This window comes from Enterococcus sp. HMSC061C05, assembly GCF_001814765.1.
In the GTDB taxonomy this organism is placed as follows: Bacteria; Bacillota; Bacilli; order Lactobacillales; family Enterococcaceae; genus Enterococcus_B; species Enterococcus_B lactis.
Map to the genome: position 1 here is coordinate 1 of NZ_KV817748.1, position 26759 is coordinate 26759.

A 26759-nucleotide genomic window follows, 5' to 3' on the forward strand; every position below is an offset into this window, starting at 1 on the left:
TCTTGAAGCTGACCACTTCTGTCACAACCTTATTAAAACCTATTCAATTTTTAGTAACAATTATTCTTCTTTACACTATTATTATTTTACTATTTGACCATTTAAATCAATTTAATTTCTTTTGCATATGATCATAAAGATGACCACTGATCATCCGCTGACCGACCACTTTGAAGCCATGGCGTTCGTATAATTTTTTAGCCTTTGGATTTTTTTCATCCACACTTAGTCCGATGACGGAGCGATTCGCTTTCTTCGCCAATTTAGGTAATGCTTCTAATAATCGTGAACCGATGCCTTGCCCTCTAAAATCTTCTGATACACTGATAGAGTCCAAATACCATTCATTGGGAAACGTTTCTTTATCAATGAACAAACGTGTAGACGCATCTAACTGATATTTTTCTAAGATAGGTACCAGCGGCTGATCGATGATTGCTTCTTCTTCATCTGTATAACCGTAAGCAACTCCTGCAACTTTACCGTCTATTTCTTCTACGATACCTCGTGAATAACTGTAGCGATAATTAGGATCAGTGATTGCTTCTTCTAAAATCTCTAAAGTCTTTTGTTCCCCTGTCTGCTTCAAAAATGGCAATTCCATGTCTTTTAGAATCACTAAGATCAATGGGGCGATTTCTGGAGCATCTTCTTTTCTCGCAAAACGAATCATAGTTTCCTCTCCTTTTCTCCATTCTAACATGCAGAAAAAGAAATCGCAAAATCGTTATTTTAAAAAATCTTCTATCTTTTCAGTAATGAAATAACCATGAGTAACGATTCTTGCCGCTTCAGTTCGGCAATAAGGGCAGACGATTGGCATTTCTTTATCATTATGTTCGACTACATTATTGACTTCTTCGTATGCAAATTTTTTTCCGCAATTAGGGCATTTCATTTTTTCCATGTTATCTCAACTTCCTTTCATCTTTACCCTCTTAGCTTACTCTTATATTGAAAAAAAGAGAAGCGATAGCCTTTTTCTATGCAGATATCCATACCTGTTGAGTCTGTTTTCCATCAATTAATTGGACTTGATAATACGGACGTTCATCTTTAACTACAATTGCCCACTCTTTCACTTTTGCTTTTTTCCCGTAGTAGCTGACTGCTTCCTTCATCGCTGCTTGCGGTTGCTTGAACTCTTCCGTTTTTTCTATGTCAAATAGAGGTTCTGCTGTTTTTTCTGTATGATTCCTTACAGTTGCTTTCCCAGTGGACGGATTGACTGCTATGACTTGTCCTTCACAAAAAAACTGGTATTCATATGTTGCATTCGTAGGATTATCCAATTCTTTTTCCACTGCAAAATGGATAGAAGATATATTATGTTTTTTTGTTTCTTTTTTAGCGATTGCTGCTGCTTCGTTCAATGAGATCCGATATTCTTGATCACTAATATCATCCAAGTGAAAAGCGGCGCTGAGCAATCCTGTCATACCGGTAAACAATATTACGATGAGGGCAGCAGCACCAAACATCATTTTTTTCATTCTTCATTCTCCTGTTTCTTTTTTTAAAGAATATCAAGAAATAAACGAACGAAAAATCGAATGAAACGAAAAAAAAGTGACAATTTTGTTATCTTTATTCGTGTAGTTCTAACGGCAATCCGTCTGGATCAAAGAAAAACGTCATTTTTTTACCTGTAAACGTATCTTCTCTTACCGGTTCAGTTTCGATCCCTAGGGAATGCAATTCTGCAATTGTTTCTTCGATATCGTCTACTTTGAAAGCAAGATGACGCAAGCCACAAGCTTCTGGATAGTTTGGTCGTTGTGGCGCATTGGCAATTCCAAAAATCTCCAATTCGGCACTTCCTAGTTTCAGATCTAATTTATAGTCATCTCGTTCTTTGCGGTAGTTTTCTCTGATTACTTCAAATCCTAATTTATTAACATAAAAATCACGTGATTTCTGATAATCTGAAACAATGATGGCTACATGATGGATCGTTGTAAGGTTCATATGAGCGCTCCTATTCTTCGTTTAAATTCGTATCTATCTTATTCTCCAGCTCTATTGTAAATGTGTCAGCTTGAAAAAAATAGCTGTTTTTTCTTTTTATAAGAAAAAAGGCAAAAAAAAAAACAGAAAGTAGGTCCTCCAAGACACTCTTCCTGTTCCCAATATAATAAATGAAAGTAAGAAATTATATTTTCAAGAAAACAAACAGAAAATTATCATAACACAAATTATTTATAATTGAAAGACTAGTTTTTTTTCAAGAAAAGCATACAATAGATTGTGTTAGTAAATACAGAACACACTACATTTAGTGTCTTAAGGAGTCCTCATACATGAAGTCATATTTTCAGTTTTTAGCTCATCAGCTAAAAGGCTGGCCGCAACAAAATTATTATCTTTTCTTTTTCAGTCTTGGCTGTCAGGTCATGACTCTTGTCAATAGTCCCATCACTTGGCTGTCCGTTATCACATTTATCGGTACCACGCTTGGTGTATTGTGTATTTTATCCATCAATGCGGCAAAATCAGTCAACGGTATTTTAGGTATTTTGTCTGCGATTTGTTTTATTATCGTTGGATTTTCAGCAAAGAACTATTTAAGTATCGGTGAACAGATTGCTTATATGATTACATTGGATATCCCCGTATTGTTAAGTAAAGAATGGAATCATAATATGGCTTCAAAAATCCGAAAATTCACTGGAAAAAGCTGGTTTATCGCAATCATCAGTACTTTCCTTGTCTATCTTGTTTCAGGATTCCTGATTGGTCGTTATACAGATGATCCTCGCCCATGGGTAGATGCCATTGCTTTTTCCATTAGCTTGACTGCTGGCATCATCAGTTTCTTGCGTTATAATAACCAATATTACTGGTGGTTAGCTTCAGGGCTTGCACAAATGGTCCTTTGGTATATTTCATTTACGCATGGATCTGCAAGTTTGGCGATGTTCGTGAACAGCTCTGTTTACTTGCTGAATGATGTCCTTGCATTTACCGTTTCTCCTTGGTATAACCAAAAAGAACGTGAACGTATGCAAAAAATGGAAGAAGAATACTACAACGCACAACAACACGCATAAAAAATAGGCTTTCTCTCTATTTTTAGAGAGAAAGCCTATTTTTTATAGTAATTCCTTCAGATACTTTCTTGCCTCATCATTGAAACGCAGTGATTCTTCTAACTTCTGATAATATTCTAACGCTTGTTTTTGCGCTTCAGTAAAACGATAATGTTTTCCTTTCCATTTGTCGATCGTCTCTTTTACATTCCCGGAATGGATCTCCTTCACTACTAGCTGCCATTTTTCTTTTGAGACTGTGCGCTCTTTCTTATCAGCAGATTGTACGGCTTCTCGTTCTTTACGCAATACTTTTAAAAAACCATTTCTGACTATCCGAGGAATGCTGTCGAAGAATCCTTCCGTAAAACCATAGCGACAATATTGCTTCCAAATAAATAGATAGATTTTTGGTTGGATGAACCGTTGTTTTTTCGCAAAATATTCCATCTGAGCAATGACTTCTGGTGTTCGCTGACGTTTTGTCTTTCTCAATGCGGAAATAAACGTTTCAAAATAAGCATTAGGATGTGCTGGCACTTCTTCATAAACGATGGATTGCCAATCTTTACGTAAAAATGTGCGATAGTTGTTCAAGAATTCTTCTACATCCTTTACTAATTCTTCTGCAAAGTCGTCAAACAGTTCTTTCTTTATCTGTCGCTTTTTTGGCTGCCCATTGATGTGTTCACTGATTTTCTTGATTTCATTTTCCAATGCTTGATAATCCGCTATGTAAATCGGCATTTTTGCTTGGCGAAATTCTGCGAGACGCTGTGCTAATTTTATATCCGGTAAATATGGCTGTTTCATCCGTCGATTTTGGTACAGGACAAAACAGTATTTTTGCCATAGTTCTTCAGGAAAATCGATATTCTTTTGCTTAAGCCATAATAATTCATCTAAGGCCAGATCGACTTTTGTCATTCCCTGATGGATCGAAGCTGCTACTGTCGGAGAAACATGCAGGTGATCGGCAAAGTGGTTGATACCTAGCTTTAGGGTCTTTCCGGTTTTTGGCGATTTGACGATATATTGCACTTTTAATTCTCTCCCACATTCGCAATACAATTTTTGCTGGCTTCGTTTTGTTCGAAAAAACGGATTGATCTTGAAGTCAGAAAACACCCAATCTGTTGCGGCCAAATAATGTTCTTCCATAAAACGAGAGCTGATTAGATATCGGCGGTGCTTATCGACTAGTTCCCGCTGTTTTTTTGTTAATTTTGCATAGATCTCCCAACGTTGACTGCTTGTGTATTGTTTAGAGATCTTAATAGGATAGCTTTTGTTGATTTCTTTTGGAAACCATTCTTCAAAGACGGATTGCCATTCTTCCACGGCTATTTCTTTCCTTTCTAATTACAAAAAGCTGGCTACTAACATAACGTTAGCAACCAGCCAGTGTTTCTTGCTAAATTAGTGAGTTGTTCCGGCATTCCCGGAAATATCTTCTTTATTTTCTACTGCTGCTTCAACTGCATAAGTCAAAGAAGAAGCAATGTCTTCCAGAGACATAGAAGGTGTACCCACTGGACGATCGATCACTTGATCTGGTGAGAATGGTACGTGGATGAACCCACCGCGAATTGCAGGGAATTGCGTTTCGATCAAATGAAGCAAACGATACATGATATCGTTGCAGACAAATGTTCCTGCTGTATAAGAGATGTACGCTGGTAGACCATGATCTTGTACATTTTTTGTCATTGCTTTGATTGGCAATGAAGTAAAGTAAGCGGCTGGACCGTTTTCTTCTAAAACCGTATCAAATGGCTGATTTCCTTCATTATCAGGAATTCTTGCTTCTGCTAGATTGATTGCGACACGTTCGAACGAGACTGCTGACCGTCCGCCTGCTTGTCCGACACAGATCACGACATCTGGTTGGTGCTGTTGGATGGCTTCTTTGACTACTTGACTGCTTTTTTCGAATACGGTCGGTACTTCCACTTTGATGATTTCAGCACCGCTGATTTCATCTGGCATTTTCTTTACTGCTTCATAGGCTGGATTCACTTTGTCCCCACCAAATGGATCAAAACCTGTTACTAGTACTTTCATCTGTTGTTCCTCCGTCCGATTGATTTAACATATGGTTATCTTTTATCTTACCATTTTCCTTGAACAGCGTAAATAAAGGAAAGAAGAGTTTAAATAACATAACAGAGCAAACTTAATATATTCTTATAAAAAAATAGTGTTCCGCTACTTTGAAATCGGATTATTTTACTATAAAATAAAGATTGTCTGATGGAAATATCACCTATACCATTTATCGAAGAAAGGAAGTAAAAAATGAAAAAAATAACATTAGTTTGCAAAATAGGACTTCTTTTAGGAAGTACCGTCATTAGCATGGTGCAAGCAGAAGCACATGCTGCCACAGTCACAGACTCAAAAAACGAAATACGGATAACCGAACAAATGCCTCGATCAGGCGGGGTCATTTTGGATGATAGCGGGAAAGTGATTGGCACGACAGATCCCTCTCTCATAACGGATGCCCCTTTAGAAAGTAGAGGATCTGTCCATATCCACCGCGGACATTGGACATACGGGACACATAGCTGGCCTGCTATGCCAATAGGACAAAAACGTGCTTGGTCAAATTTCAATCATTATGATAAATTCCACTATGCAACAGCAGTGGTTGGAGGTAGAAGATATACTGCTTATGCTGACCGTAACATGTATGCCTATGCCACTGTAGTAGGTGATAGCAAACACACAGGCTTGGCGTATTACGGCTGGTGGTAATCCATCTTTAAGTAACTACACTGATGTTTTCATCAGACATCATTAAAAAATTGCTACTTATTTTAACAGTAAAGGATCACATTTCATGAACAATAAACTTATTCGGTTGAATTTATTCGTCCTTTTTTCTATCCTTTCATTTATGATTTTCTTTTATGTCCAAGAGGTGGCACAAGAAAGAATCATCGCCGACAGCTATTCGCTTCCTGAACAATACCGATCGTTCGATCTACCTCGAACGATCCAAGACGATCGACAAAATTTTTCGAGAAACCTGTCCATTTTGCTCGAAACAGCTGAAGAAGAACAGTTGAACGTACTTTTTCGTGAAACAAATTTCACACCCAAAATCACGAACGGAAAGCCTGACCCAAGTGTTGATTTAGTCGTGATCGACTACTTTTCCAATGAGCCTGATTTGAGAACGCTGCTGAATCATCCTTCAGCAAAACACCTCTCAACCCAACACTATACGATCAATTATGCTTCGTTCAACAATCATCCATTGATAGAGCTGCCTTCCTTTAAAGAAGCGACGAAATTTGTAGAGAGCCAAAATACAGAGCAGGTATCCGCGTTCATCGAAAGCTTGACGACTAAGTATAATGAACTCTATCAACCTTCATTCACGGTGCAGGATTTTCAATATACAGATTATTCAGAAACCATCATGTTGCTTGATTTTCGTCCTGTGAGGAATTTGATTATTATCAGTCTGGTCTTCTTTCTGTTATTCACCGCTCTATGGCTATTCGACAATGCAAGAAAGTTATCGATCCTACGATTGAACGGACTCTCTTGTGCGACGATCTTGTATAAAGTACTGATAAAACATCTACTTTTCCTGTTCGGATCGTGTTGTTTGGTCCAGCTAATTTTTGATCCATCGATTTTCCTTTTGAACATGTTCCACCAATTCGCTTTTTTTACCGTATCTATCATTAGTTTGCTATGTGTTGTTTATTTCTTATGCACCACTTCTTTTGTGGAGAATCTAAATAGGAAATCGTATGCCAGAACTTTTATTTTTTCACTTTATTTCTTCAAGACCATCGCCTTCGTCTGGTGCTTGGCAAGCGTCCTTACACTTGTAGAACTGGTCAATCTGTCGCTTCTTCCTTCTACGTATCCGGATGAATTTTCTGAGTATGCAGTATTTTATAATACCTATTCAGGGAAAAACAACCATGAAGTCATCAGTATCGAAAACAATGTATTAAGCGCCCAACAAGACCGCTTGTATCAATATCTAGAAGAAAACGGGATGCTACTGATTGGTACAGTCAGTTACTTTATGGAAGAAAAAGAAATCAACCGCAAAATTTGTGTAAATGTCAATTATTTGCAAAAATACCCGATTATCAGCGTAACTGGACAAAAAATAGCGATCTCTCCCGAGGAAACACAACGTGTCTTTTTAGTACCGGAAAGATTGGAGAATCAGTTCCAAGAAATCAAAGAACATTATTTGCATGGCTACTTTCTGGATGAATCACAAGCTGATTTTTATCTCATCCGGTCCAAACAAGAGATCCATACATTCCATCCAGATGAAGAAATCATTTACTATCCGAATGTCATCGAAGTCCAAACAAGAAATAACAGCGCGGGGAATCTCCGGCAAATCATTACTGGTGGTGGATATTTCGACCCAGTCAAAGTTCCTATCACTCAATCGGTCGAGAAAACATTCGAACCGATCAAAAAGGTACTGGAAGAAAATTATTTATTGGACAACTACCCAGTCCTCACTCCGCTTTCAGAAATCAAAAAAGTAGATTTACATTTCGGAATCAAACGACGTAGCCTGGAAATTCTCTTCGCACTTTATCTTTTGATCACGATGATTGCTTATCTCGTGCTGATCTCTTTGAAGATCAAAAAGCAGAAATATACGATTTGGCGATTGAATGGTATTTCCATGATCAAAACTTATCGTATGATTTTCTTGCCGTTTTTCATACAATATGGTGCATTGGTTTTATATACGACTTTCATGGATGCGCCTTTTGCTTGGCTCCAAAGTCTGATTCTTTTTTCTATCTTAGAGATAGGAATGATTTTCTTCACCTTGCACCGTTTGGAAAGAAAAGAAAAAGCAACTATATTAAAAGGAGAATGATAGTCTGATGTCTCTCATCCAATTAGATCATGTAACGAAAACCTACAAACAAAAACTTGTCCTGGATGCTGTCTCCTTGACGATCGATCAAGGAGAATTTTGGACGATCCACGGAAAAAGCGGTGCAGGAAAATCCACCCTATTGAATCTTTTGGGACTCATTGATTCATTCGATGAAGGAACGGTCTCGCTCTTTGGAAAAAATGCGCCGAAAATCAACAGCAAAGCAGCTCTTTTACTACGGAGAAATAAAATCTCCTATCTTTTCCAAAATCATGGATTGATCGAAGATGAAACGATCATGGACAATTTGAACATCCCCTTCATCTATCGAAAGACCAGACGAAGAGAAAAAATCAAGCTGCAGCAAGAAGCTCTTGCCAAGGTTTCCTTAGACTATCCATTGAAAACAAAAGTTTATCGTCTTTCTGGCGGAGAAAAGCAACGCCTAGCTTTTGCCAAACTCCTACTAGAAGACAAAGAACTGATCCTAGCAGATGAACCCACTGGCTCTTTAGATAACGAGAACCGTAACCATATCTTGGATCTGCTATTCCAACAGCATCGCGCAGGGAAAACAGTCATCGTTGTGACCCATGATCCTTATATCATCGAAAAAAGTCCACGCTCTTTTTCGATAGATTCGTGGCAGGAAACTAAAAAAAGAGGTTGTGAAATCAGCGCTCTGACCTGAGTATTAGAGAAACAAAAAGGGGGTGTGACTAGTGTCACACCTCCTTTTTCCGAATAAATGGTGTTCCAGAAGTAGCTTCTTCGAAAAATAAGCCGAAATTCCAAAAAAATTTGAGAAGCCATTTTCGTCAATTCCTTCTTATTTCTTGAAGCTGACCACTTCTGTCCCAACCTCTTTTTTTATTTAAATAAAATCATGTAAGCAATTTGGAAAACCAGCATAAATAACGCAATAAACAACTGGTTTTTGATCACGCCGTATTTGTCTTTCATTTCCAGCATCGCTACAGGCACGATATTGAAGTTAGCAGCCATCGGTGTCAGCAAGGTTCCACAAAAACCGCAAGTCAACGCGACCATTCCTATTAACGCTGGATTCGCTCCATGGCTAAATACGAATGGTGCACCGATACCAACCGTCATCACGGTGATAGCCGCAAATGCATTCCCCATGATTACCGTAAATATCACCATGCCAAGAGCATAAATGATGATACCGATGTTCACATTTCCTTCTGGAACGATTGTACCTACGGCATTGGAAATCACTGTTCCAACTCCGGCACTTGTAAATACCGCACCAAGAGAAGCTAAAAGCATTGGCAACATACTTAACGGCCCTACTGTGCCCAGCATATCTGCTGCGTCATCTAAAAATGTGCTTGGGCGATTATCTCGAGAAAAGAACATCAAGATCAGCATGGCCGCAAAAACACCGACACCCACACCGACTAAAGCACCTAAATTGGTGAATAAAGCAAACAAAATCGCAAAGACACCGATACTCAAAGCTGGAATAAATATTTTCATTCCTAGTTTGTCTGACATTTTTTCCATATATTCTTTTGATGGAAGCCGGCTTTCTCCTTTGCTGACTCTCTTAGCAATCGCCGGTATGGTCATCGCAAAGATCAAGCCGCCGTTCACGATTGCCGGAAGCCATCTTCCTCCTGCAATAACTACCCCTAAAACCGTCCAGAAAAAGGCTGAGCCGTAACGATGAGGATTGGTTTGATCTGTTAAGTTTCTTACTCCAGTGTAAATCAACACAAGTCCCATCACGATATAAAGAATCTCCAATAATTTATCGCCTAACAAAATATCAGGATTTGTAAAAAAGTCCATCTTATTGCCCCTTTCCTGAATAATATTTCTTCGCTAGCTTCTTTTCTTTAAGATAGAAGTAGACACTTGCCACGACTAAAGCTGTAATGGCCACTGGAACTTCCACTAAAGCAAGCTGTCCCAATGTTACGTCATATCCTAGATCTTTCAATGTGGATTGGACTAGCAATGCCCCTGCTCCTCCGATGAACAGTACTTGTCCAAAGAACCAGCAGACATTTTCCATAGCCGAAGCCATCCCTTTTAGTTCTTCTTCATGCTTCGGATGGACTTCTAACCCTTTTGATTCGATGGTCCCCAATGCCATAGGTAGAATGATCGGACGAACAAATCCAGCAACTCCACCAAAACTCACGTTAAAAGCTGCAAAGATCATTCGAAAGATTCCATAAATATCTACGATCATGCCAGCAGATACTTTCTTGAATCGCTTGATCAAGGAAGCCGCTGATTCTTTCAGACCATTTCTTTCAAGTGTTCCTGTCGCCAACATAATGATGATGAAAATCGCCATCCCACGATTGTTCACAAAACTTGTGCCTAAAAGTTCTAACATTCCTTGAATGCCAAGACCGCCAGTCAAAGCTGTCACAACTAAAGCAACCATTACGATCAATATCGAGTCTAATTTAAATGCGAACCCGAGAATAACGATCAATACGCCTAAAAGGCTAAGATAATTTTCCATGTATTTTCCTCCATAAAATGACAATATTTTTTTAATTATAATGCAAAACACATAAAAAATATAGCTGTTTTCTCACGAAATAGACACTATTTTTAAATATTTTTCGTTATTTTTTTATTATATAATTTACCTTACTTATTGTAAGATAAAGCTTTTTTTCAATCTAATGCTTGATAATAAATAAAAATAAGGAACAGCTACCGTTTTTTTTAAATGATTTATAAATAACAGATTAGTTCTATGCTGTATCCGTCAATGCTTGATACACCTTACTAAGAAGAATCAGATTGCCGATATCTGGATAAGTGTGCTATACTACAGAAAAAGATATACGAACTGCCACCGGGTAGGATAAAGAGGATGATCATTCCATTAGGTCTTTGAAGGGATGATTTTCCTCTTTTTGTGTATTTTTTTATAGTTAAGGAGGAATGTAAGTATGGCATGGATGGAATTAATCATAGCAGGGCTTTTGGAAGTATTCTGGTCAACGATGATGAAATGGAGTGATGGTTTTTCCAAAGTCAATTATTCTTTCTACACAGTGATTGGCATGATTGCTAGTTTTTACTTTTTGTCAAAGGCAATCAAAAGTTTGCCGATGAGTCTCTCTTATCCTATTTGGACAGGGATTGGCGCAGTTGGTTCGGTCATTATTGGTGTGGTCTTGTTTCATGATAAGCTGAATCTTTCCACTTGGTTCTTTGTCGGGTTGCTGCTCATCAGCATCCTTGGCATCAAGATCACTAGCGGTCACTAGATACTTAGACAAGCAGACAAGGACTGATCAGAAAAAGCGGGACTTTTTATTTGATATTCCTCTTTCGATGAAAAAACAAGAAAATAAGACTAATGACCTAGCGACTTCTCTACTCATCAGGTGTATGCTTGTACTATCTATAGAAAAGGAGTGAATATTTTTGAAAAGTCTTTCGGTCCAAGAATTATCCAAGAACTTTGGTCACAAACAAGCCCTCAGCGATGTCAGTTTTAGCTTATCTCCTGGCAAAATCGTTGGATTAGTAGGTCCTAATGGCGCTGGGAAAACAACGATCATGAAAGCTATTTTAGGACTGATCCATTACTCAGAAGGAACGATCCGTATTGGTGAAAATGAGATTTCTCCCTCTAGTCATAAAGGATTAGAACAAGTAGGAGCATTGATCGAATATCCGGGTATCTATCCATTCTTAACAGGTTATGATCATCTGAAGTTATTCTCTGAAACAAACGATGTATCTGCTATCGACACTATCGTGAATCAGCTCAAGATGGAAAAGTACATTCACAAAAAAGCGAAATCCTACTCGTTGGGAATGAAACAAAAATTGGGAATTGCTCTTGCCTTACTGAACCATCCGTCTATCGTTATTTTAGATGAGCCGATGAACGGTTTGGATCCACAAGCAACAAGAGATGTGCGAAAAATCATTACCGACTTGGCTACTCAGGGCACCTCTTTCTTGATCTCCAGTCACTTACTCAGCGAGCTTGAAAAAATGGTCGATGAGCTGATCCTGATCAATCAAGGAAAGATCATCAAACAATGTACAATGGCTGAATTGAACCAAACAGCGCAAGATTTCATCGTTATCTCTACAACAAATGATCAAGCTGCTCGAACGATCTTGACAGACGCTGGATATCCCTTGGAAGATCCTGATAAAATCAAGCTTCTAAAAGAAAACGAAGAATTATTAGGAACTGTAATCCAGTTATTGTCTGCAGAAAATATCCATGTGACAGATGTCCAGCATCTGACGAATGATTTGGAATCTTCCCTATTGGAAATTCTGGATTCAGTAAAGGGGGAAGAAGAAAAATGACATTGCTTGTAAAACAAGAATTATTTAAATTGATCAAGAAAAAGTCGACTGCTGTTTTATCTGTTCTATTAGTCGCTTTGCTCATAGGAACAGCACTTCTAGCCAAAAAATACACGACGATCATTGATCCAGTTGAAATGACTGCTCAGCTTTTCAGTGCCACATCTTGGATCGTCTTTATCATGATTGCTGCTGCAAGTACGATCATTTCAATGGAATCACAATATGGTACATTGAAAAATCTCCTTTATCGAAAGTATTCTCGAGGAGAAATATTAGTAAGCAAATGGATCACATTAGTTATTTATTCTATTTATTTATACCTTTTAGCTATTATTGTCACCGTGTTGATGAAACTGATCCTTTTCCCTTCGATTTCCTTTACGGAGAAGATTTCTACTGGTCAGACACTAATCCAAAGCTTGTTCACTTATACTTTGGGTAGTTATATCGGTTTATGGCTGATTTTAAGTTTAGTGTTGATGATTGCTTGTTTTATCAATAGTTCCGGTGCCTCCATCTCAGCAGGGATCGTCTTTTATTTTGCTTCATCAATCATATCTGGTATCCTCATCGCACTCATTCAAAAATGGGAGTGGATCAAATGGAATCCAATCAGTATGCTGAATCTGCAAAACCAAATTGGCAACGAAGAGATCATGAAGCAATTGACTCATCTTTCTACTAATCAAATGCTGTTTGGCAATTTAGCTTACATTGCTTTGTTCTTAGCATTGGGATACCTCGTATTCAAGCGAAAAAATGTATGATGGTTCATTAAAAAAGAGGTTGTGACAGAAGTGGTCAGTTTCAAGAAATTTCGGCTTATTTTTAGAAGAAGCTACTTCTTGAACACCCTTTATTCGGAAAAAGAAGCAGTGACACGAATGTTGTCACCGCTTCTTTTTTGAATAAACGACAGGCTTCACAGCCTCTCTTTATACTTCTATACGTGAAGCATCCCAGTGGCAAATAAAACCATTGCGATTACTCCGACCATCGTCACACCGATAAGTAAAATCTTATCTAAGTGGATATGTTGTACAGGTTCGTTTTGCTCTTTACGTGCTTTGAGGTAAAAATAAATGCCTGGTAAGAAAAGAACAAGAACAAGCATCACTTCATTAAAGGCTACGACTAGCATGGCCCATACTTGAAAAGCACTTGCTAAAAGCCCTACTAAAAATTGGACCCATTCTTTCCGCTGATAAGAAAGCTTCATTTGGTACAGTCCTAAGAAAAGCCACGTGAAGAAAATCGCTGCTGTACCAAGTGTATAAGCAAAGTTATACGCACTGTCAGTGAATAATAATGAAAGTAAAAAGACATTCGTACATAACGTCGTCAATACGATAGCATAAGTTGGTGCACCATTTTTGTTGAGTTTTCCCCATGCTTTAGGCAAAAGTCCGTCCTCAGCCATATTCCCCATTGTTTCAATCGGCAAGATCGTCCATGAGAGCCAAACCCCAACTAAAGAAATGATCAAACCGCCGTTGATCACGACCGCCCCCCATTTACCAACCATCATTTCAAATACATATCCCATAGCAGGTTGCGCTTTGATCGTTTGCAGCTGATTCATCGTCATTGTGCCATATGGAAGCATGGAAACCAAGACGTAAATAATGATCAAACCGAATATCCCTAGAATCGTTGCTTTCCCAACATCCGATTGTTTTTTTGCTCGTGAGCCTACGACAGAAGCTCCTTCAATACCAACGAATACCCAGAGCATCACCATGATGCAGCTCAATACTTGACTAGAAAACGGGATCGGCTGCCCATTCGCATTCAATATGATATCGCTAGAAAAGTTATTAATGAATTGTTGGATCGAAAAGGTGCTGATAGCTACTACAATAAATAAAAATAATGGCACTAATTTACAAAACGTGACGATAGCATTGACAAAGCTAGCATTTTCAACTCCCCGATTCACTAGCCATGCATATCCCCATAAGAAGATCGTACTCATCACGATCGATGCCACATTTTGACCACCTTCGAATACGGGGAAGAAATAACCTAATGCACTCATTAACAATGTTGCGAACGCCACGTTTCCTAACCAGCATGTGAGCCAGTAACCCCAACCGCTGATAAAACCAGCGAAACGGCCAAAACCTTCTTCTGCGTAACTAAAGATCCCGCCTTTTAAATCTGGACGTTTTTTATTGATATTATTGATCGATAAGGAGAGCATCAACATTGCTGTTCCTACGAGTACCCAGCTGAAAATAGCTGGGCCGCCAGCCGATCCGGAGATGTCCGTCATAATACCAAATACGCCACCTCCAATCGCTGAACCAATCACTAAGGCAGCAAGTGGAATCAAACCAATTCCTTTTTTCTGTTGCTCTGTATCCATGTAAGCATCCTCCAAAGTAAAACCGCTTTTATCAAAAAGTATAACAAACCTTTTTTATTTTTACTTAATTAATAAAAACTTTAATAGAAATATAATTCTACCGACTTTTTTCTCATTATACAAGCAAAGCGCCTAGTCCCTTTCCAAATTACACCACCAAAAAACTTAAAAAAATGCTATACTAAAGGGAAAGAATTGGGGGATGATCCATGAACATTTTATATATATCGATTTCAGGAAATACGCGTGCTTTCGCCAAACATCTAGCAGAATATGCTGAAAAAATGCATGCAGAAGATCCTGTCAATCCTGAAGTTACTTTAAAAGAAATCCATGAAAATAGTGATTTTACGAAAGAAACAGAACCATTTTTTACTTTCGTTCCTACTTATTTGGACGGTGGGAATGGGTTAGACAACGGTGACACAGAAATCTTGACCGAAACGATGCGCGAATATCTGGAATACGAAGACAATCATAACCTTTGCCTTGGTGTAGTCGGTAGCGGTAATAAAAACTTCAACAATCAATACTGTCTGACAGCCAAACAATATGCACAAAGATTCGGCTTTCCTTTCTTGGCAGATTATGAATTACGGGGAACACCATCTGATGTGACACGCGTTTATCAAATTTTGGCAGAAAAAAATAAATAACACAAAAGAAGAAGCTGAAAAATAGATTTCGGCTTCTTCTTTTTATGTTCTCTATTGTTTCTATTCTTATTAAGCTTTGACATCCATCACAGGTGCTTTTGCTTTCGCTTTACCTGTTTTTTCCAAGACAAAGTTTTTTACACGGTCCATATTGGTTACCAAGACGATCATGGAGGTTTCTTTGTCTGCTGCTTTGATTGCTTCTAGGTCAGCTTCTGCTACAAGCGTATCAGGTGTCACTTGCTGTCCTTCTGTTACTTTCACATCGAATGGCGTACCGCCTAAGTCAACTGTGTTGATGCCCATGTGAAGCAAGATTTCTAAGCCATTTGGTGTCGTAATGCCGATAGCGTGTTTTGTTGGGAAAACAGAACTTATTACTCCAGTAACCGGAGAATAGATATGTCCGTTTTCTGGTTCTACAAAGTAACCTTCACCCATCATTTTTTGTGCAAAAACTGGATCACTTGCTTTATCTAAAGAAACAACTGTTCCGTCAGCGACTGATGAGAGGATAGTCACACTTTCAGCTGAAGCTTGAGGTACTGCTTTTTCAGGCACTTCATTTACTGTGGCTGTTTCGGTCGCTAGTTCTTCTTTTTCTAAACGGTCTTTAGGAATACCGAAGAAGAATGTAGCAACGAATCCACCAGCGTAAGCGGCCAATAAACCAAGGATATAGCCTAACCATTTACCGTCAGAGATCAATGGGATCAAAGCGGCTCCTGAAGGTCCAATAGCGATTGCTCCGACATTTCCGATCATTCCGATCACTGCCCCACCGATACCTCCACCGATACAAGCAGTAATAAATGGACGTCCTAGAGGTAATGTTACTCCGTAAATCAATGGTTCGCCGATTCCTAAGATTCCGACTGGTAAAGCCCCTTTGATCATTTCTGTTAATTCTTTGTCTTTTTTGCAGCGGATCCATAATGCCAATGCTGCACCCACTTGTCCTGCTCCGGCCATCGCAAGAATTGGAAGCAATAAGGTACGACCAGTTTCATCAATCATTTGTACATGGATTGGCGTCAAAATCTGATGTAGTCCGAACATGACCATTGGCAAGAATAATGTACCTAGAACGAAGCCGGCAAATGCTCCTCCAACACCAAGTACCCAGTTGATCCCACCGACCATGCCGTCAGAAATGAACCCTGCTAAAGGCATAATGAAGAAAATTTCGATCAGACCGATGGCAATCAGTGAAAGAGTTGGCGTAACGATGATATCTACCGCATCAGGTACTACTTTATGCAGTTTTTTCTCAACGATTGACAATAACCAAACTGCGAAGATAACACCTAAGATCCCGCCTTGTCCAGCTGCAAGAGCTTCACCGGTAAACAAGTTTTTCAATGGTGCTTCCGGATTCATCCCTGTCAGCATCACAACGGCCCCGATAACTCCACCAAGCGTTGGCGTTGCACCAAAAACTTGTGCAGCATTGATACCTGTATAGATAACTAGATAGCTAAACATCCCGTTTTTCAAGATGTTCATCACATCGATATATTGTTGCCATGTTCCTGCGTCTAGTGTTCCAGCTGTGACTAAGTTTGCTAAAACTGCGGCAATCCCTGCCACGACCCCAGTACCGACAAATGCAGGGATCATTGGTACAAAGATATTAGAGATGTCTTTTAATACCGATTTGATCTTAGAGGGTTTTTGTTTCGATTTTTGTGCCGCTTTCATTTCTTGTGCCCGTTCGTTTACACGGTCTTTTCCAGATGCAGAAGAACTTGCTGTAGTTGCACTAGCAGAAGGAAGTTTTTCTCCTAATTTCACGCCTGCTAAGTCAACCATTTCTTGTGCTACTTTGTTCACTTTCCCAGGTCCGATGATGACTTGGAGCTGTTCATCCTCTACTACGCCAAGTACTCCTGGAATCGCTTTTAATTCCGAGACATTTACAAGATCATCATTGATGACCTTCATACGTACACGAGTCATGCAGTGGACAATGCTTTCAACATTGCCCATACCGCCTGCTCCTTGATAAATTTGTTTTGCCAGTTCTTCCAAAGTCAATTCGTTTTTTGCCATGGTCTTTTCCCCCTCATAAGGTTCCTTTTACAAAACCGTTTGCTTCAGCTAATTTTGCTTGAGCTGCCTCTTTATCACTATTTGTCAAAATCATGACGATAGCCAGTTTGACATTTTGATCTGCTTCTTCAAAGTACTTTTCAGCTGTTTCGTAGTCAGCTTCTGTCGCTTGCATGATGATTCGTTTTGAGCGTTCGATTAGTTTTTCATTTGTTGGTTTGACGTCGACCATCAAGTTATTGAATACTTTACCGATACCGATCATACTGATAGTAGAAATCATATTCAAAATCAGTTTTTGTGCTGTTCCTGACTTCAATCGAGTAGAGCCTGTCAAAAATTCTGGTCCTGCATCGACTTCGATTGGGAAATCCGCATGCTTGCTGATTTCTGCTTGTTTATTGCAAGAAATCGTTCCTGTAACAGCACCAATCGATTTTGCGTAATCTAATCCACCAATCACATATGGTGTACGACCGCTAGCTGCGATACCAATAACTATATCATTTTTTGTTAAATTCAGCTTGATTAGATCTTCTTGCCCTAATTCATAAGAATCTTCAGCTCCTTCGACGGCTACAGTCATTGCTTCTTTTCCACCAGCAATTAGACCTATGACCATTTCCGGTTCTACACCGAATGTCGGTACACATTCAGCAGCATCTAATACACCAAGTCTACCACTCGTTCCAGCTCCCATATAAATCAAGCGACCACCTTTTTTAAAGGATTCAATCGTGTTGGCGATCACTGGCTCGATACTTGTCAGTTCTTTTTCAACAGCAGCGGCCACTTTCTGATCTTCTTTGTTCATTAGTTGGACTGCTTGAGAAATACTCATTTCATCTAATCCAAAAGTTTCTTGGTTTCTGCGTTCCGTTGTTAGGTTCTCTAAATTGATTTTGCTCATTTTTTATCTTCCTTCTTTTCTTATAAATTGATAGTTCATACCAGCTTTGATTTGGTTGATCAGCGGTAGTTCTTCTTTGATGACTTTGGCTACTACATTCACTTTTTCATCCGCTGGCAAATCATATTTAGTTAATTGGATCTCGCCCATATAGCGCAAATACTTTTCGTTATCTAAAGTAATAGATCCTTTCATACGCTTAGCTGTATTTCTTACTGGGATTGGCGGAATCTCTCGAAAACGAGCATCTGCGCTTCGTATGACATCTCTTGCATCATCTTGCCGATTCGTATGTTTTCCTAATATATATTCGTAAAAATCTTCATCTACAGATTCCGTATGCAGCAAGACTGTCTGTTCTTTTTGGAAAGAAGCAAATTGCTCCTGAACGTGTTCTGACAGACCTGCATCTCCGATATAAACAATATCCGTGTTACTTGCTAATAGATCAAGAGCGCCTGCCAGAGGATGGATCCCTCGATGTTCTTCCAAAGTCGGTAATCCTTGATACAGTGGACCTCTCAACTCTGTATCTCCTGGTACAAAGCCTTGGACAAGGAATCCTTGAGTTTTGAGCCATTGATTTTTTTCCTGATACCATTCTTTGTCCAGTCCTGTTTCAGGACGTGGATAATAATTATGCCAAGCTTCGATTTGTGAGAAATCAGCCGCTGCTTCTTTCAACTCATCGATATCTTTAGGCGTGATCGTGCTGGCGTTCAAACTGATTTTCAATTGATGTGACCAGTCGGCGATCTGCTGATTAGAAATATGATAATCCATTCTTAACCCTGTTACACCAATTGCTTTCAAGGGTGTTAGATCTTCTAGTGAAAAGCCAGCTCGTTTCAATGCCTCTCCTGAAATATCGACCATCAACTCTAGTTTATTCTTTTTCGCTTCGCTTCCTAGTTCGATCAATCGATTTTGATAAGCCGAAACATCATCTTCCGGTATATGCATGGAAGTGAAAATACCGACAAAGCCATTGGATGCCATTTGGCGGATATACTGTTTCTTCTCTTCTGACAAAGAATCATTCATAAATATTGAAAAGCCAAACATATTATCCCTCTTTTTCTGTATCCGTCTTCATTTCTATGACTAGAGTATATATCTAAAGAAACAAAATTTCAATACTTTTGTTAAAATAATTAAATTTTATTTCTAAAAATTGGATTTATAATGCCAAAAGAATTGACACAGCCACAAAAAAGGCACTGCTAAGCAAAAGCAGTGCCTTGAAACATTTTATTTAAATAACACAAAAGTCTAATTACTCATAAGAAATTAATTCTGTATTTTCTACCATGAATGTAAAGAACCCTTCATTAGGCATTGGATGAAAATAAGCATTGATCACTCTTATCAAGGCATTATGACAGACTAACAAGTAGACATTTTCTTCGTCTTCCATGCATTCTTTCAATAAAGGAACGATTCGTGCGTACACATCTAAGACCGACTCTCCATTTGGGAAACGTACAGCAAACGCTAAACGCGCTTTTTGAAAGTTTTCATCTTTGCTTGGCAGTCCATCATAATCCCCAAAATCCATTTCTACCAATCGCTCATCAGCGGTCATTGGCAAATTGAGACGATCAGCTACTGCTTGTGCTGTATCTCTTGCTCGTTGAAGAGGGGAATGGATGATTTTCGTGATCGGAACAGGCAAATCTACTACCTTTTCTGCTAGTGCCTGCGCTTGCATCTGTCCTTTTTCAGTCAGCGGCACATCTGCCCGCCCGCAAACTAATCCTTGTGCGTTCCAAGTTGTTTCTCCGTGTCTCGTTACATAAAGCATGTGATTCTCTCCTTCGTTGACAAAGTTCTCCTTAACCATACCTTGTTGTCTTTGAGATTACAAGGTTTAGATTTTCTCAAGAGAAATAATCTCAGTAGATACTTTATCTAGAAAGGTTTGATCATGTTCTACTAGTAACATAGCAGGTTTCACGTTCAAAATCAGTTGTTCTAATTGTTCTTGATTGAAGACATCCAAATAATTCAATGGTTCATCCCATATATATAGCTCAGCTGGTTGTGATAAAGATTTAGCCAATTCCACTTTTTTCCGTTGCCCCATACTCATCTGTTCGATTTTGTTATGAAAAACATCTCTTTCCATCCCAAGCTTTCGAAGATTATTCAAAAATGCTTGGTAGTCTACTCGGTTTTTCTCCGCGAATTCCGCCAATGTCCCTCGATTGTCTTCATAATTTTGGCGTACGTAACTAATGGTCAAATGTTTGGGCTGGGATTTTTCTCCTACAACCTTGCCGTTGAATGTTCCCAGAAGATAATGGATAATGGATGACTTTCCTGCGCCGTTAGGACCTGAAATTGCCACCCGCTGATGAGGTTCGATCGTAAAATGAACTGGCTCGAATAACAGATTTTCATACCCTAATTGAAGATTTTCTACGCTTAACAGCCGTTTATGATGAGACACTTGGCTATTCATCGTCAAAGCATCGATATACTCGATATCTTTTAATAATTTTTCTTTCTCACTGATCTGGGTTTCCATCCGATTCACGATTGCTTTAGATCGTTTCATCGTCCGTGCAGCATCAGCGCCTACTGCTCCTTTATTCACTCGCCTAGATTCCGTATCGATGAATCCGACTTTTTTCTTTGTTTTGTCTCCTTCACGGGAACGAGACCATTCTGCTTTTTCTGCCGCTGTTTTCTTTAGCCTGCTGACTTCTTTTTTCAATTTTTCATTTTGAGCTATTTCAAATTCATCACGAAGTTTTTTCTGTTCTTCATAGATAGAGAAATTTCCTTGATAGAGTTCCAGTTGGCTCTTTTCGATTGCTAAAACATGGTCCACTACTTCATCGATAAATCCCCGATCATGACTCACCACGATGAATCCTTGTTTTTTCTTTTTCAAATAAGCAGCTACTTGTTTTCTGCCAGAGATATCCAAATGATTCGTTGGTTCATCGATTAACGGGAAATGAGTGTCATCCACAAATAAGAGTGCCAGTAGGACTTTTGTCTTCTCTCCTCCTGATAGTGTGCTGAATTCTCTCCATAAGATTTCAGGATCTGTTTGCATCAGTTGGAGCTCTCTTTCAATTTCCCATATCTCAAAATCCGTAATCTCATTTAACACATAATAGGTCAAACGCTCTTTATCTTTTGTTTGCTGCGGGAAATAGACAAACGCTTGCTGATGGATCACTTGCCCTTGATAAGGGAGTTTGTTTTGCAGGATATTCAGTAAAGTTGTCTTTCCTCGACCGTTTCGTCCGATAAGTCCTAGTTTCCATTGGGTGTCAAAGTTTAGATTGGCTTGTTCAAATAATAATGTGCCTTGGCTGTCATAGCCGAATGTCACATTTTTTATTTCGATTTTAGACATTATTCCATCACCTCGTAAAAAAAGACCAGTCCTATTTTCAGAACTGGCTAAAGAGGATGCAAGGGGTTTGGTGCACACAAAAAGACCCATACATCGAAAGAACCAAGCCAATCCTGAAAATCTGCACACTGCTCCCTTGTCTCCACAAGGTACAGTCTGAATGCAGCTTTCATCAATCGACTTAATTTTTCAATGCACGGATCCCTCACTTTGTCCTATATTTGAAATTACGATAGCATAAAGAAATTGATTTTGTCAACTACTTCGGGAGGATGGTGAAAAATCTGCTGAGTGTCTGTCCTAAGATTTTTGTTTTTTCTAATGTTTGCCTGTGTTCCATTGCTTCCTCTAAATCGATTGGTCCTAATTGAATGCTTAAGACAATGGGGAGAAAATCAGAGAGTCCTTCCAACTCTTGGTCCCTACTTCCGCAAATAGCGATTATTGGTTTTCGATATTTTTTTGCCAGCACTGCTACGCCATATGGAACTTTTCCGTGAATTGTTTGCTGATCAATCCGCCCTTCTCCTGTAATGATGACATCTGCTTGTTCGATCTGTTTTTCTAATCCAGTGATTTGGCTGACCAACTCAAAACCAGAGACCATCTTCGCTCCTAACAAAAAAAGGGCTCCGCCAATACCACCTGCTGCTCCGCTTCCTGGGATGTCATCTAAATCTACCTCCCAAACATCTTTTATCTGCTGAACAATCTTTTCTGCTTGTTTATCCAAGAAAGCTAACGTCGTATCCGTTCCTCCTTTTTGTCTTCCAAATTGCCAAGCAGCTCCTTGTTGACCTGTATATGGATTGGTCACATCTGCAGCGATGATCACTTTTACTTTAGAAACAAGAACGTTCCTTCGATCCAAATGAAGTTTTCTAGTAGATAACAAAGGATTTCCTTCTGTGTACCCTTCTAAAGAAGCACCCAAGGATTGGAGTAATCCTAGACCACCATCGCTACATCCGCTTCCTCCTAAAGTGACAATGATTTGTTCCACTTCTTGAAGCAGTGCATCTTTGATAAGCTCTCCCAAGGCATAACTAGAAGCAAGTCGGATGGTTTGATCCGTTGGTTTATCAAGTAAATCTAATCCTAATACTTGTGCAGATTCAATGACTGCGGTATTTTTTCCTTGCCAGTTCGTCAATAAATAACTGATTTTTCGCTGACGAAATAAGAGATCCATCCCATCAATCTTACGCCAGGTTCCCCCGAGCGCGTAATAGATTGCTTCTGCAGTATTTTCTCCGCCATCTGCAATCGGCACATTGATTTTTCTTCCTTTACGGTCTTCCCAGCCATTTAGAACTGCCTGATTTAATTCAAATGAAGAAGCACTTCCTTTAAATGAATCGATTGCCGCCAAAATATCCATCTCTATCCCTCACTTTCTTCTTAAGTAAGACACTTTTTTTCACTTTTTTCAAACAAAACAATGCTATTTTCTTCTGTTTTTCTATATACTAAAAGGGAACTCATTGAATAAAGGAGAGAAAAAACATGAAAATCGCAATAGCTGGAGCCGGAGCAATGGGCAGCCGAATCGGATTGATGTTGCATCAAAGCGGAAATGAGGTCGTTTTGATCGATCGCTGGCCTGCTCACATTGAAGCCATTCGTACAAATGGATTGATTGCTGACTTTAATGGCAAAGAAGTAGTTGCAAAACTGCCAATCTATTCACCAGAAGAAATCATCGAAAGCAACGAACACGTGGATTTGATCGTAGCCTTGACAAAAGCGAATCAATTAGATGATATGTTTCGTTCGATCCAATCCATTATTACTGAGAATACTTATGTTTTGTGTTTACTGAATGGATTAGGTCATGAAGATGTACTGGAAAAATATGTACCAAAGAAAAATATCTTATTTGGAATCACGATGTGGACAGCTGGTCTAGCTGGTCCCGGAAAAGTCACATTATTAGGTGATGGAGAAATCGAACTAGAGAACTTGGAACCAGAAGGCGAAGCATTTACAAAAAAAGTTGTAGAAGTCTTTCAAGAAGCAAAATTGAATCCAATCTATAGTCATAATGTTCGTTATTCCATCTGGCGAAAAGCTTGTGTAAACGGAACATTAAATGGATTATGCACGATTTTGGATTGTAATATTGCTGAACTAGGTGCGCAAAAAGCGACAGAGGGCATGGTTCGAACGATCGTATCTGAGTTTGCTTCTATCGCAGCAAAAGAAGGAATCACATTAGATCAAGAAGAAGTGTACCAGCATATTGCTTCTACTTATGATCCTGACAACATCGGGTTGCATTACCCATCTATGTACCAAGACCTGATCAAAAACCATCGTTTGACTGAAATCGACTACATCAATGGTGCCGTTTGGCGAAAAGGACAAAAATATGATATTGCTACACCATATTGTGCCTTTTTGACCCAATTAGTCCATGCAAAAGAAGGAATCCTTGGCGCAGAATAAAAGGCTCTCTGATGAGAATCAGCTGAATCAGCAGCTGGTTCTCATTTTTTTACCCCCACGAAAGATCAAAAAGAAAAACACAATTCTCATGTTGCCATAAGAATTGCGCTTGTTTATTTTCATCTATGATTGGTTGGCACTTTTATTTATTTTTAACAGAGGAAAGATCGTATTCATATTGTTCATAAATAGCGGAGTCAGTAGTGAAAAAACGTTTTGCCCAATTTTCTGCATCAAAAAATTCCAACAGTTCTGATGGGATTGGCTGAAATGGCGTATGCAGAAATTCCGGTAATTCATCTAAATCACGTTCTTGAAGCAAAAAAATGTTTTCAGGATGATAAAACTGATAATGAGCTATGGCTTGATTATCTGTCACTAGCTTCTTTTGAAAATACATAGATTCAAACGTTCGCAAAGTCACTCCTTGCTGCCCTTCCCGCAACAGTTCTAGAATCCCGCTCGATTCCCCAGTTTTTTTCAGATACTCTTCATAAGTAAGGTATCCAGGTTGTTCATTTCCTCGAAGCGGAAGAATAAAGTAATTGGTCGTAACACCTCTTTTTGTAAATTCCTGCTTATATTTTTCTGCCCGTTCTTTTCTGCCGTTATTTGTTGCACCAAAAAAAAGATCCGTCTTTGGTTCGCTAGAAGAAAAATCCATATGTTTCGAATAAAAGGAACTATTATGTTTTAGTCCAAGCTCTTTCGCTTCCAAAAAATCAAAATGATAAATCTCATCGATTGCCGGTTCATCTTGTGCCTGTTTCAGCATCGCCTCGTGTTCTGCTTTGAAGTGGTTCCAAAAAAATAACACGATTTTCGCATTGGTAAATGGACGCACGCGTCGAGCCATCTCCATATCAAATCCATAATCTAAAAAAACGATCAGCTGATAATTTGCCAACTGTTGTCGAGCTGATTTAATGAATTCCGACTGTAGTAAATCTTTTCCGGACCAAACATCTAAAGAGCGGATGGAAGGAAAAAAATAAAGTGATTTATTTTTCGCAACTAGCAATACGTCGTTTTTGTTCATCTGTTCCGCCTCACTTTCTCTGTCACTTTTTCCTATGATAGCCTGTTTAAATAGTAAAAAGCCAGTAAAACGCTTCCTATTATTTTTATAAAAATTTAACATTTCTATGAAAATACGATGAAATAAATCATTCTTCCATTAAAATATGCCTAAAAGTTTTCTGAATAGTTGTAATTGTCTGAAAATTTGTTATCATTAGTCATTGTTATTATTGCTATTTATTCTTACTATACATTTTGATTGTGAATTTAAAAGAAAGAGGTTATTTATGGAAGATAAAAAATTGAAAAAACAACTTAGCTCCCGACATATCACCATGCTAGCTTTGGGTGGAGCGATTGGTGCAGGTCTATTTAAAGGAAGTGGCGAAGCGATTGGAATCGCCGGCCCTTCTGTATTGATCGCTTTTTTGATTGGCGGCATAATTTTATATATCGTGATGAAAGGTCTGGGAAAAATCGTTTTAAGTGGTGGCGATACGCACCACGGATTATCTGGATTGATTCGTCCATATCTAGGTGCTCATTCTGCCGATTTTACCGATTGGGTCTACTGGTCCATGTGGATTATCAATATCATTGCTGAAGCTGTTGCAGCTGCTTCCTTTTTACAGTTGTGGTTCCCCCACATCCCAGCTTGGGTATTTGTTTTTATGTTGGCTGTTTTAACTACTATCATCAATCTTTATTCGGTACGATTATTCGCAGAGACAGAATATTGGCTGGCCTTTGCTAAAATCAGTGTCATTATCCTATTGATCATTTTTGCTGCTTACCTTGTTGGTCAGCAAATGTTGGGTACTGGTGTTTTCCCTACCCTTCAACAATTGACTGATCATGGTGGTTTTACTCCTCATGGTATGAAGGGAATCATCAGTTCTTTGCTTGTAGTTATCTATTCTTACGGCGGTTCTGAGCTGATTGCTATCACAGTAAGCGAAGCAGATGATCCTAAACGTGCGATTCCTAAAGCAATCAAAGGCGTTATGGGAAGAATCATTTCCTTTTACATTATTCCTTTATTTTTGCTTTTGATTATTTTTCCTTGGAATACATTAGCAGGTACGAACGTTAGTCCTTTTGTGATGGTATTTGAAAAAATGAATATTCCATTTGCAGCAGATATCGTCAATTTCGTGATTGTTCTTGCTCTGTTCTCGTCTATCAATTCAGGTGTGTATGCTTCTTCGAGGATTTTGTTCTTCCGCTTGAAAGATCGAAAAGGTTCCTCTAGAAAACTAGCTGTTTTAAACAAGCATCAAGTACCGCAACGTGCTGTGCTGTTTTGTACCAGTGTTCTTTATCTAGGTGTGGCTCTTTCTTATTTTGTCGGTGACAAATTATTTGGCTATCTGGCAGGTTCTCTTTCCTATACAGTATTATTGATCTGGATCATTATCAGTGCTGCGTCCTTTGTACTGGCACTAAGGAAAGGAACGTTATGGGACAAAGGAATCAGCTTTTTTGCATTAGCAGTCTTAGGGTTGATTTTCCTTGGTATCCTATTCACGAACTCCATTGGGGTAACTGTATTGACCGGTCTGCTTTACCTGTTCATTTATTTCAGTTATCAAAAAAAGAATGATGCTTTCGTCTTGACGAATGAATGAAACCAATAGAGAATTTTATTCTATTTATATTGAATAGCTGGAGCTATTAAAAAAAAGG

General features: G+C 38.9%; 26 protein-coding genes. 10 read left to right on the plus strand and 16 right to left on the minus strand.

What is annotated here, in order from left to right; genetic code table 11:
- Window positions 1-106: 106 nt before the first annotated feature.
- The 4 genes from HMPREF2988_RS08250 to HMPREF2988_RS08265 form a co-directional block, all read right to left on the minus strand.
- On the minus strand, window positions 107-673 hold the full coding sequence (locus tag HMPREF2988_RS08250; protein WP_002346106.1) for a GNAT family N-acetyltransferase: 567 nt from the start codon (window positions 671-673) through the stop codon (window positions 107-109).
- Between the two features lie 54 nt (window positions 674-727).
- Window positions 728-907 carry a hypothetical protein gene (locus HMPREF2988_RS08255; protein WP_002308376.1) on the minus strand — a complete coding sequence of 60 codons (180 nt, stop codon included), beginning with the start codon at window positions 905-907 and terminating at the stop codon, window positions 728-730.
- A gap of 76 nt (window positions 908-983) precedes the next feature.
- The gene (locus HMPREF2988_RS08260; protein ID WP_024634973.1) at window positions 984-1493 is read right to left on the minus strand and encodes a hypothetical protein; all 510 of its coding nucleotides are present in this window, start codon (window positions 1491-1493) and stop codon (window positions 984-986) included.
- 94 nt (window positions 1494-1587) lie between these two features.
- Window positions 1588-1968, minus strand: coding sequence for an SMU1112c/YaeR family gloxylase I-like metalloprotein (locus tag HMPREF2988_RS08265; RefSeq protein WP_070770398.1), 381 nt, complete (start codon window positions 1966-1968; stop codon window positions 1588-1590).
- 332 nt (window positions 1969-2300) lie between these two features.
- On the opposite strand from HMPREF2988_RS08265, the gene pnuC reads away from it, so the two are divergent.
- Window positions 2301-3050 (plus strand): nicotinamide riboside transporter PnuC, encoded by a 750-nt coding sequence (gene pnuC, locus HMPREF2988_RS08270; protein ID WP_002287078.1) that lies wholly within the window; start codon window positions 2301-2303, stop codon window positions 3048-3050.
- A gap of 42 nt (window positions 3051-3092) precedes the next feature.
- Here pnuC and HMPREF2988_RS08275 read toward each other — a convergent pair whose 3' ends face one another.
- Together HMPREF2988_RS08275 and pcp are read right to left on the minus strand one after the other, a co-directional pair.
- Window positions 3093-4370, minus strand: a complete 1278-nt coding sequence (locus HMPREF2988_RS08275; RefSeq protein ID WP_070770399.1) for a hypothetical protein — start codon at window positions 4368-4370, stop codon at window positions 3093-3095.
- Window positions 4371-4448: 78 nt separating this feature from the next.
- Window positions 4449-5093, minus strand: a complete 645-nt coding sequence (pcp, locus tag HMPREF2988_RS08280) for a pyroglutamyl-peptidase I (RefSeq protein WP_070770400.1) — start codon at window positions 5091-5093, stop codon at window positions 4449-4451.
- A gap of 234 nt (window positions 5094-5327) precedes the next feature.
- Between pcp and HMPREF2988_RS08285 the strand changes: the two genes are divergently transcribed.
- From HMPREF2988_RS08285 to HMPREF2988_RS08295, 3 genes are all read left to right on the plus strand, one after another.
- On the plus strand, window positions 5328-5789 hold the full coding sequence (locus tag HMPREF2988_RS08285) for a lactococcin 972 family bacteriocin (protein WP_257243318.1): 462 nt from the start codon (window positions 5328-5330) through the stop codon (window positions 5787-5789).
- 85 nt (window positions 5790-5874) lie between these two features.
- Window positions 5875-7911, plus strand: coding sequence for a bacteriocin-associated protein (locus tag HMPREF2988_RS08290; RefSeq protein ID WP_070770401.1), 2037 nt, complete (start codon window positions 5875-5877; stop codon window positions 7909-7911).
- Window positions 7912-7918: 7 nt separating this feature from the next.
- On the plus strand, window positions 7919-8605 hold the full coding sequence (locus tag HMPREF2988_RS08295; protein WP_070770402.1) for a putative bacteriocin export ABC transporter: 687 nt from the start codon (window positions 7919-7921) through the stop codon (window positions 8603-8605).
- A gap of 179 nt (window positions 8606-8784) precedes the next feature.
- Here the strand turns inward: HMPREF2988_RS08295 and HMPREF2988_RS08300 are convergent, their stop codons facing one another.
- Both HMPREF2988_RS08300 and HMPREF2988_RS08305 read right to left on the minus strand, forming a co-directional pair.
- Entirely contained in the window at window positions 8785-9729 is a 945-nt protein-coding gene (locus HMPREF2988_RS08300) for a DUF979 domain-containing protein (protein WP_070770403.1), read from the minus strand.
- Window position 9730: 1 nt separating this feature from the next.
- Entirely contained in the window at window positions 9731-10417 is a 687-nt protein-coding gene (locus HMPREF2988_RS08305) for a DUF969 domain-containing protein (RefSeq protein ID WP_002308360.1), read from the minus strand.
- Between the two features lie 439 nt (window positions 10418-10856).
- Between HMPREF2988_RS08305 and HMPREF2988_RS08310 the strand changes: the two genes are divergently transcribed.
- The 3 genes from HMPREF2988_RS08310 to HMPREF2988_RS08320 all read left to right on the plus strand — a co-directional run bounded on the left by HMPREF2988_RS08310 (window position 10857) and on the right by HMPREF2988_RS08320 (window position 13013).
- Window positions 10857-11177: a DMT family transporter gene (locus tag HMPREF2988_RS08310; RefSeq protein ID WP_002344499.1), complete on the plus strand. Its 321-nt coding sequence runs from the start codon at window positions 10857-10859 to the stop codon at window positions 11175-11177.
- A gap of 160 nt (window positions 11178-11337) precedes the next feature.
- The gene (locus HMPREF2988_RS08315; protein ID WP_070770404.1) at window positions 11338-12243 is read left to right on the plus strand and encodes an ABC transporter ATP-binding protein; all 906 of its coding nucleotides are present in this window, start codon (window positions 11338-11340) and stop codon (window positions 12241-12243) included.
- Window positions 12240-13013, plus strand: coding sequence for an ABC transporter permease (locus HMPREF2988_RS08320; protein ID WP_002308353.1), 774 nt, complete (start codon window positions 12240-12242; stop codon window positions 13011-13013). Before HMPREF2988_RS08315 ends, HMPREF2988_RS08320 begins: the two co-directional genes overlap by 4 nt.
- 176 nt (window positions 13014-13189) lie before the next feature.
- Here HMPREF2988_RS08320 and HMPREF2988_RS08325 read toward each other — a convergent pair whose 3' ends face one another.
- Window positions 13190-14614: a basic amino acid/polyamine antiporter gene (locus HMPREF2988_RS08325; RefSeq protein ID WP_002344501.1), complete on the minus strand. Its 1425-nt coding sequence runs from the start codon at window positions 14612-14614 to the stop codon at window positions 13190-13192.
- Between the two features lie 209 nt (window positions 14615-14823).
- Between HMPREF2988_RS08325 and nrdI the strand changes: the two genes are divergently transcribed.
- Window positions 14824-15270, plus strand: coding sequence for a class Ib ribonucleoside-diphosphate reductase assembly flavoprotein NrdI (gene nrdI / locus HMPREF2988_RS08330; RefSeq protein WP_024634966.1), 447 nt, complete (start codon window positions 14824-14826; stop codon window positions 15268-15270).
- Between the two features lie 69 nt (window positions 15271-15339).
- On the opposite strand, the gene HMPREF2988_RS08335 is transcribed toward nrdI, so the two are convergent.
- The 6 genes from HMPREF2988_RS08335 to HMPREF2988_RS08360 all read right to left on the minus strand — a co-directional run bounded on the left by HMPREF2988_RS08335 (window position 15340) and on the right by HMPREF2988_RS08360 (window position 22986).
- A complete protein-coding gene (locus tag HMPREF2988_RS08335; protein ID WP_070770405.1) occupies window positions 15340-17322 on the minus strand; it encodes a glucose PTS transporter subunit IIA in 1983 nt (660 codons plus the stop codon).
- Window positions 17323-17335: 13 nt separating this feature from the next.
- Window positions 17336-18232 (minus strand): N-acetylmuramic acid 6-phosphate etherase, encoded by an 897-nt coding sequence (gene murQ / locus HMPREF2988_RS08340; RefSeq protein ID WP_070770406.1) that lies wholly within the window; start codon window positions 18230-18232, stop codon window positions 17336-17338.
- A gap of 3 nt (window positions 18233-18235) precedes the next feature.
- Entirely contained in the window at window positions 18236-19297 is a 1062-nt protein-coding gene (locus HMPREF2988_RS08345; protein WP_024634964.1) for a DUF871 domain-containing protein, read from the minus strand.
- Between the two features lie 211 nt (window positions 19298-19508).
- The gene (locus HMPREF2988_RS08350) at window positions 19509-20036 is read right to left on the minus strand and encodes a histidine phosphatase family protein (RefSeq protein ID WP_143355236.1); all 528 of its coding nucleotides are present in this window, start codon (window positions 20034-20036) and stop codon (window positions 19509-19511) included.
- A gap of 66 nt (window positions 20037-20102) precedes the next feature.
- Window positions 20103-21605 carry an ABC-F type ribosomal protection-like protein Eat(A) gene (gene eat(A) / locus HMPREF2988_RS08355; RefSeq protein ID WP_070770408.1) on the minus strand — a complete coding sequence of 501 codons (1503 nt, stop codon included), beginning with the start codon at window positions 21603-21605 and terminating at the stop codon, window positions 20103-20105.
- 259 nt (window positions 21606-21864) lie between these two features.
- Window positions 21865-22986, minus strand: a complete 1122-nt coding sequence (locus HMPREF2988_RS08360) for a glycerate kinase family protein (RefSeq protein ID WP_070770409.1) — start codon at window positions 22984-22986, stop codon at window positions 21865-21867.
- 125 nt (window positions 22987-23111) lie between these two features.
- Here HMPREF2988_RS08360 and HMPREF2988_RS08365 point away from each other — a divergent pair, with 125 nt between their 5' ends.
- Complete coding sequence (locus tag HMPREF2988_RS08365) at window positions 23112-24053, plus strand: 2-dehydropantoate 2-reductase (RefSeq protein ID WP_070770410.1); 942 nt, start codon at window positions 23112-23114, stop codon at window positions 24051-24053.
- 142 nt (window positions 24054-24195) lie between these two features.
- Here HMPREF2988_RS08365 and HMPREF2988_RS08370 read toward each other — a convergent pair whose 3' ends face one another.
- Entirely contained in the window at window positions 24196-25092 is an 897-nt protein-coding gene (locus tag HMPREF2988_RS08370) for a WaaS/CpsH family glycosyltransferase (RefSeq protein WP_010732040.1), read from the minus strand.
- Window positions 25093-25360: 268 nt separating this feature from the next.
- Between HMPREF2988_RS08370 and HMPREF2988_RS08375 the strand changes: the two genes are divergently transcribed.
- A complete protein-coding gene (locus HMPREF2988_RS08375; protein ID WP_002374011.1) occupies window positions 25361-26701 on the plus strand; it encodes an amino acid permease in 1341 nt (446 codons plus the stop codon).
- The last annotated feature ends 58 nt before the right edge of the window (window positions 26702-26759 follow it).

What these genes read in the sequence shown, in the direction of transcription:
- pcp (WP_070770400.1), bottom strand. Translation starts at nt 5,093, where the DNA reads ATGAAAGTACTAGTAACAGGTTTTGATCCATTTGGTGGGGACAAAGTG.
- HMPREF2988_RS08300 (WP_070770403.1), bottom strand. Translation starts at nt 9,729, where the DNA reads ATGGACTTTTTTACAAATCCTGATATTTTGTTAGGCGATAAATTATTG.
- HMPREF2988_RS08350 (WP_143355236.1), bottom strand. Translation starts at nt 20,036, where the DNA reads ATGCTTTATGTAACGAGACACGGAGAAACAACTTGGAACGCACAAGGA.
- HMPREF2988_RS08320 (WP_002308353.1), top strand. Translation starts at nt 12,240, where the DNA reads ATGACATTGCTTGTAAAACAAGAATTATTTAAATTGATCAAGAAAAAG.
- HMPREF2988_RS08290 (WP_070770401.1), top strand. Translation starts at nt 5,875, where the DNA reads ATGAACAATAAACTTATTCGGTTGAATTTATTCGTCCTTTTTTCTATC.
- HMPREF2988_RS08285 (WP_257243318.1), top strand. Translation starts at nt 5,328, where the DNA reads ATGAAAAAAATAACATTAGTTTGCAAAATAGGACTTCTTTTAGGAAGT.
- HMPREF2988_RS08365 (WP_070770410.1), top strand. Translation starts at nt 23,112, where the DNA reads ATGAAAATCGCAATAGCTGGAGCCGGAGCAATGGGCAGCCGAATCGGA.
- HMPREF2988_RS08375 (WP_002374011.1), top strand. Translation starts at nt 25,361, where the DNA reads ATGGAAGATAAAAAATTGAAAAAACAACTTAGCTCCCGACATATCACC.
- HMPREF2988_RS08335 (WP_070770405.1), bottom strand. Translation starts at nt 17,322, where the DNA reads ATGGCAAAAAACGAATTGACTTTGGAAGAACTGGCAAAACAAATTTAT.
- HMPREF2988_RS08310 (WP_002344499.1), top strand. Translation starts at nt 10,857, where the DNA reads ATGGCATGGATGGAATTAATCATAGCAGGGCTTTTGGAAGTATTCTGG.
- HMPREF2988_RS08250 (WP_002346106.1), bottom strand. Translation starts at nt 673, where the DNA reads ATGATTCGTTTTGCGAGAAAAGAAGATGCTCCAGAAATCGCCCCATTG.
- nrdI (WP_024634966.1), top strand. Translation starts at nt 14,824, where the DNA reads ATGAACATTTTATATATATCGATTTCAGGAAATACGCGTGCTTTCGCC.
- HMPREF2988_RS08370 (WP_010732040.1), bottom strand. Translation starts at nt 25,092, where the DNA reads ATGAACAAAAACGACGTATTGCTAGTTGCGAAAAATAAATCACTTTAT.
- HMPREF2988_RS08295 (WP_070770402.1), top strand. Translation starts at nt 7,919, where the DNA reads ATGTCTCTCATCCAATTAGATCATGTAACGAAAACCTACAAACAAAAA.
- HMPREF2988_RS08345 (WP_024634964.1), bottom strand. Translation starts at nt 19,297, where the DNA reads ATGTTTGGCTTTTCAATATTTATGAATGATTCTTTGTCAGAAGAGAAG.
- murQ (WP_070770406.1), bottom strand. Translation starts at nt 18,232, where the DNA reads ATGAGCAAAATCAATTTAGAGAACCTAACAACGGAACGCAGAAACCAA.
- HMPREF2988_RS08255 (WP_002308376.1), bottom strand. Translation starts at nt 907, where the DNA reads ATGGAAAAAATGAAATGCCCTAATTGCGGAAAAAAATTTGCATACGAA.
- HMPREF2988_RS08360 (WP_070770409.1), bottom strand. Translation starts at nt 22,986, where the DNA reads ATGGATATTTTGGCGGCAATCGATTCATTTAAAGGAAGTGCTTCTTCA.
- HMPREF2988_RS08260 (WP_024634973.1), bottom strand. Translation starts at nt 1,493, where the DNA reads ATGAAAAAAATGATGTTTGGTGCTGCTGCCCTCATCGTAATATTGTTT.
- HMPREF2988_RS08265 (WP_070770398.1), bottom strand. Translation starts at nt 1,968, where the DNA reads ATGAACCTTACAACGATCCATCATGTAGCCATCATTGTTTCAGATTAT.
- HMPREF2988_RS08325 (WP_002344501.1), bottom strand. Translation starts at nt 14,614, where the DNA reads ATGGATACAGAGCAACAGAAAAAAGGAATTGGTTTGATTCCACTTGCT.
- HMPREF2988_RS08305 (WP_002308360.1), bottom strand. Translation starts at nt 10,417, where the DNA reads ATGGAAAATTATCTTAGCCTTTTAGGCGTATTGATCGTTATTCTCGGG.
- pnuC (WP_002287078.1), top strand. Translation starts at nt 2,301, where the DNA reads ATGAAGTCATATTTTCAGTTTTTAGCTCATCAGCTAAAAGGCTGGCCG.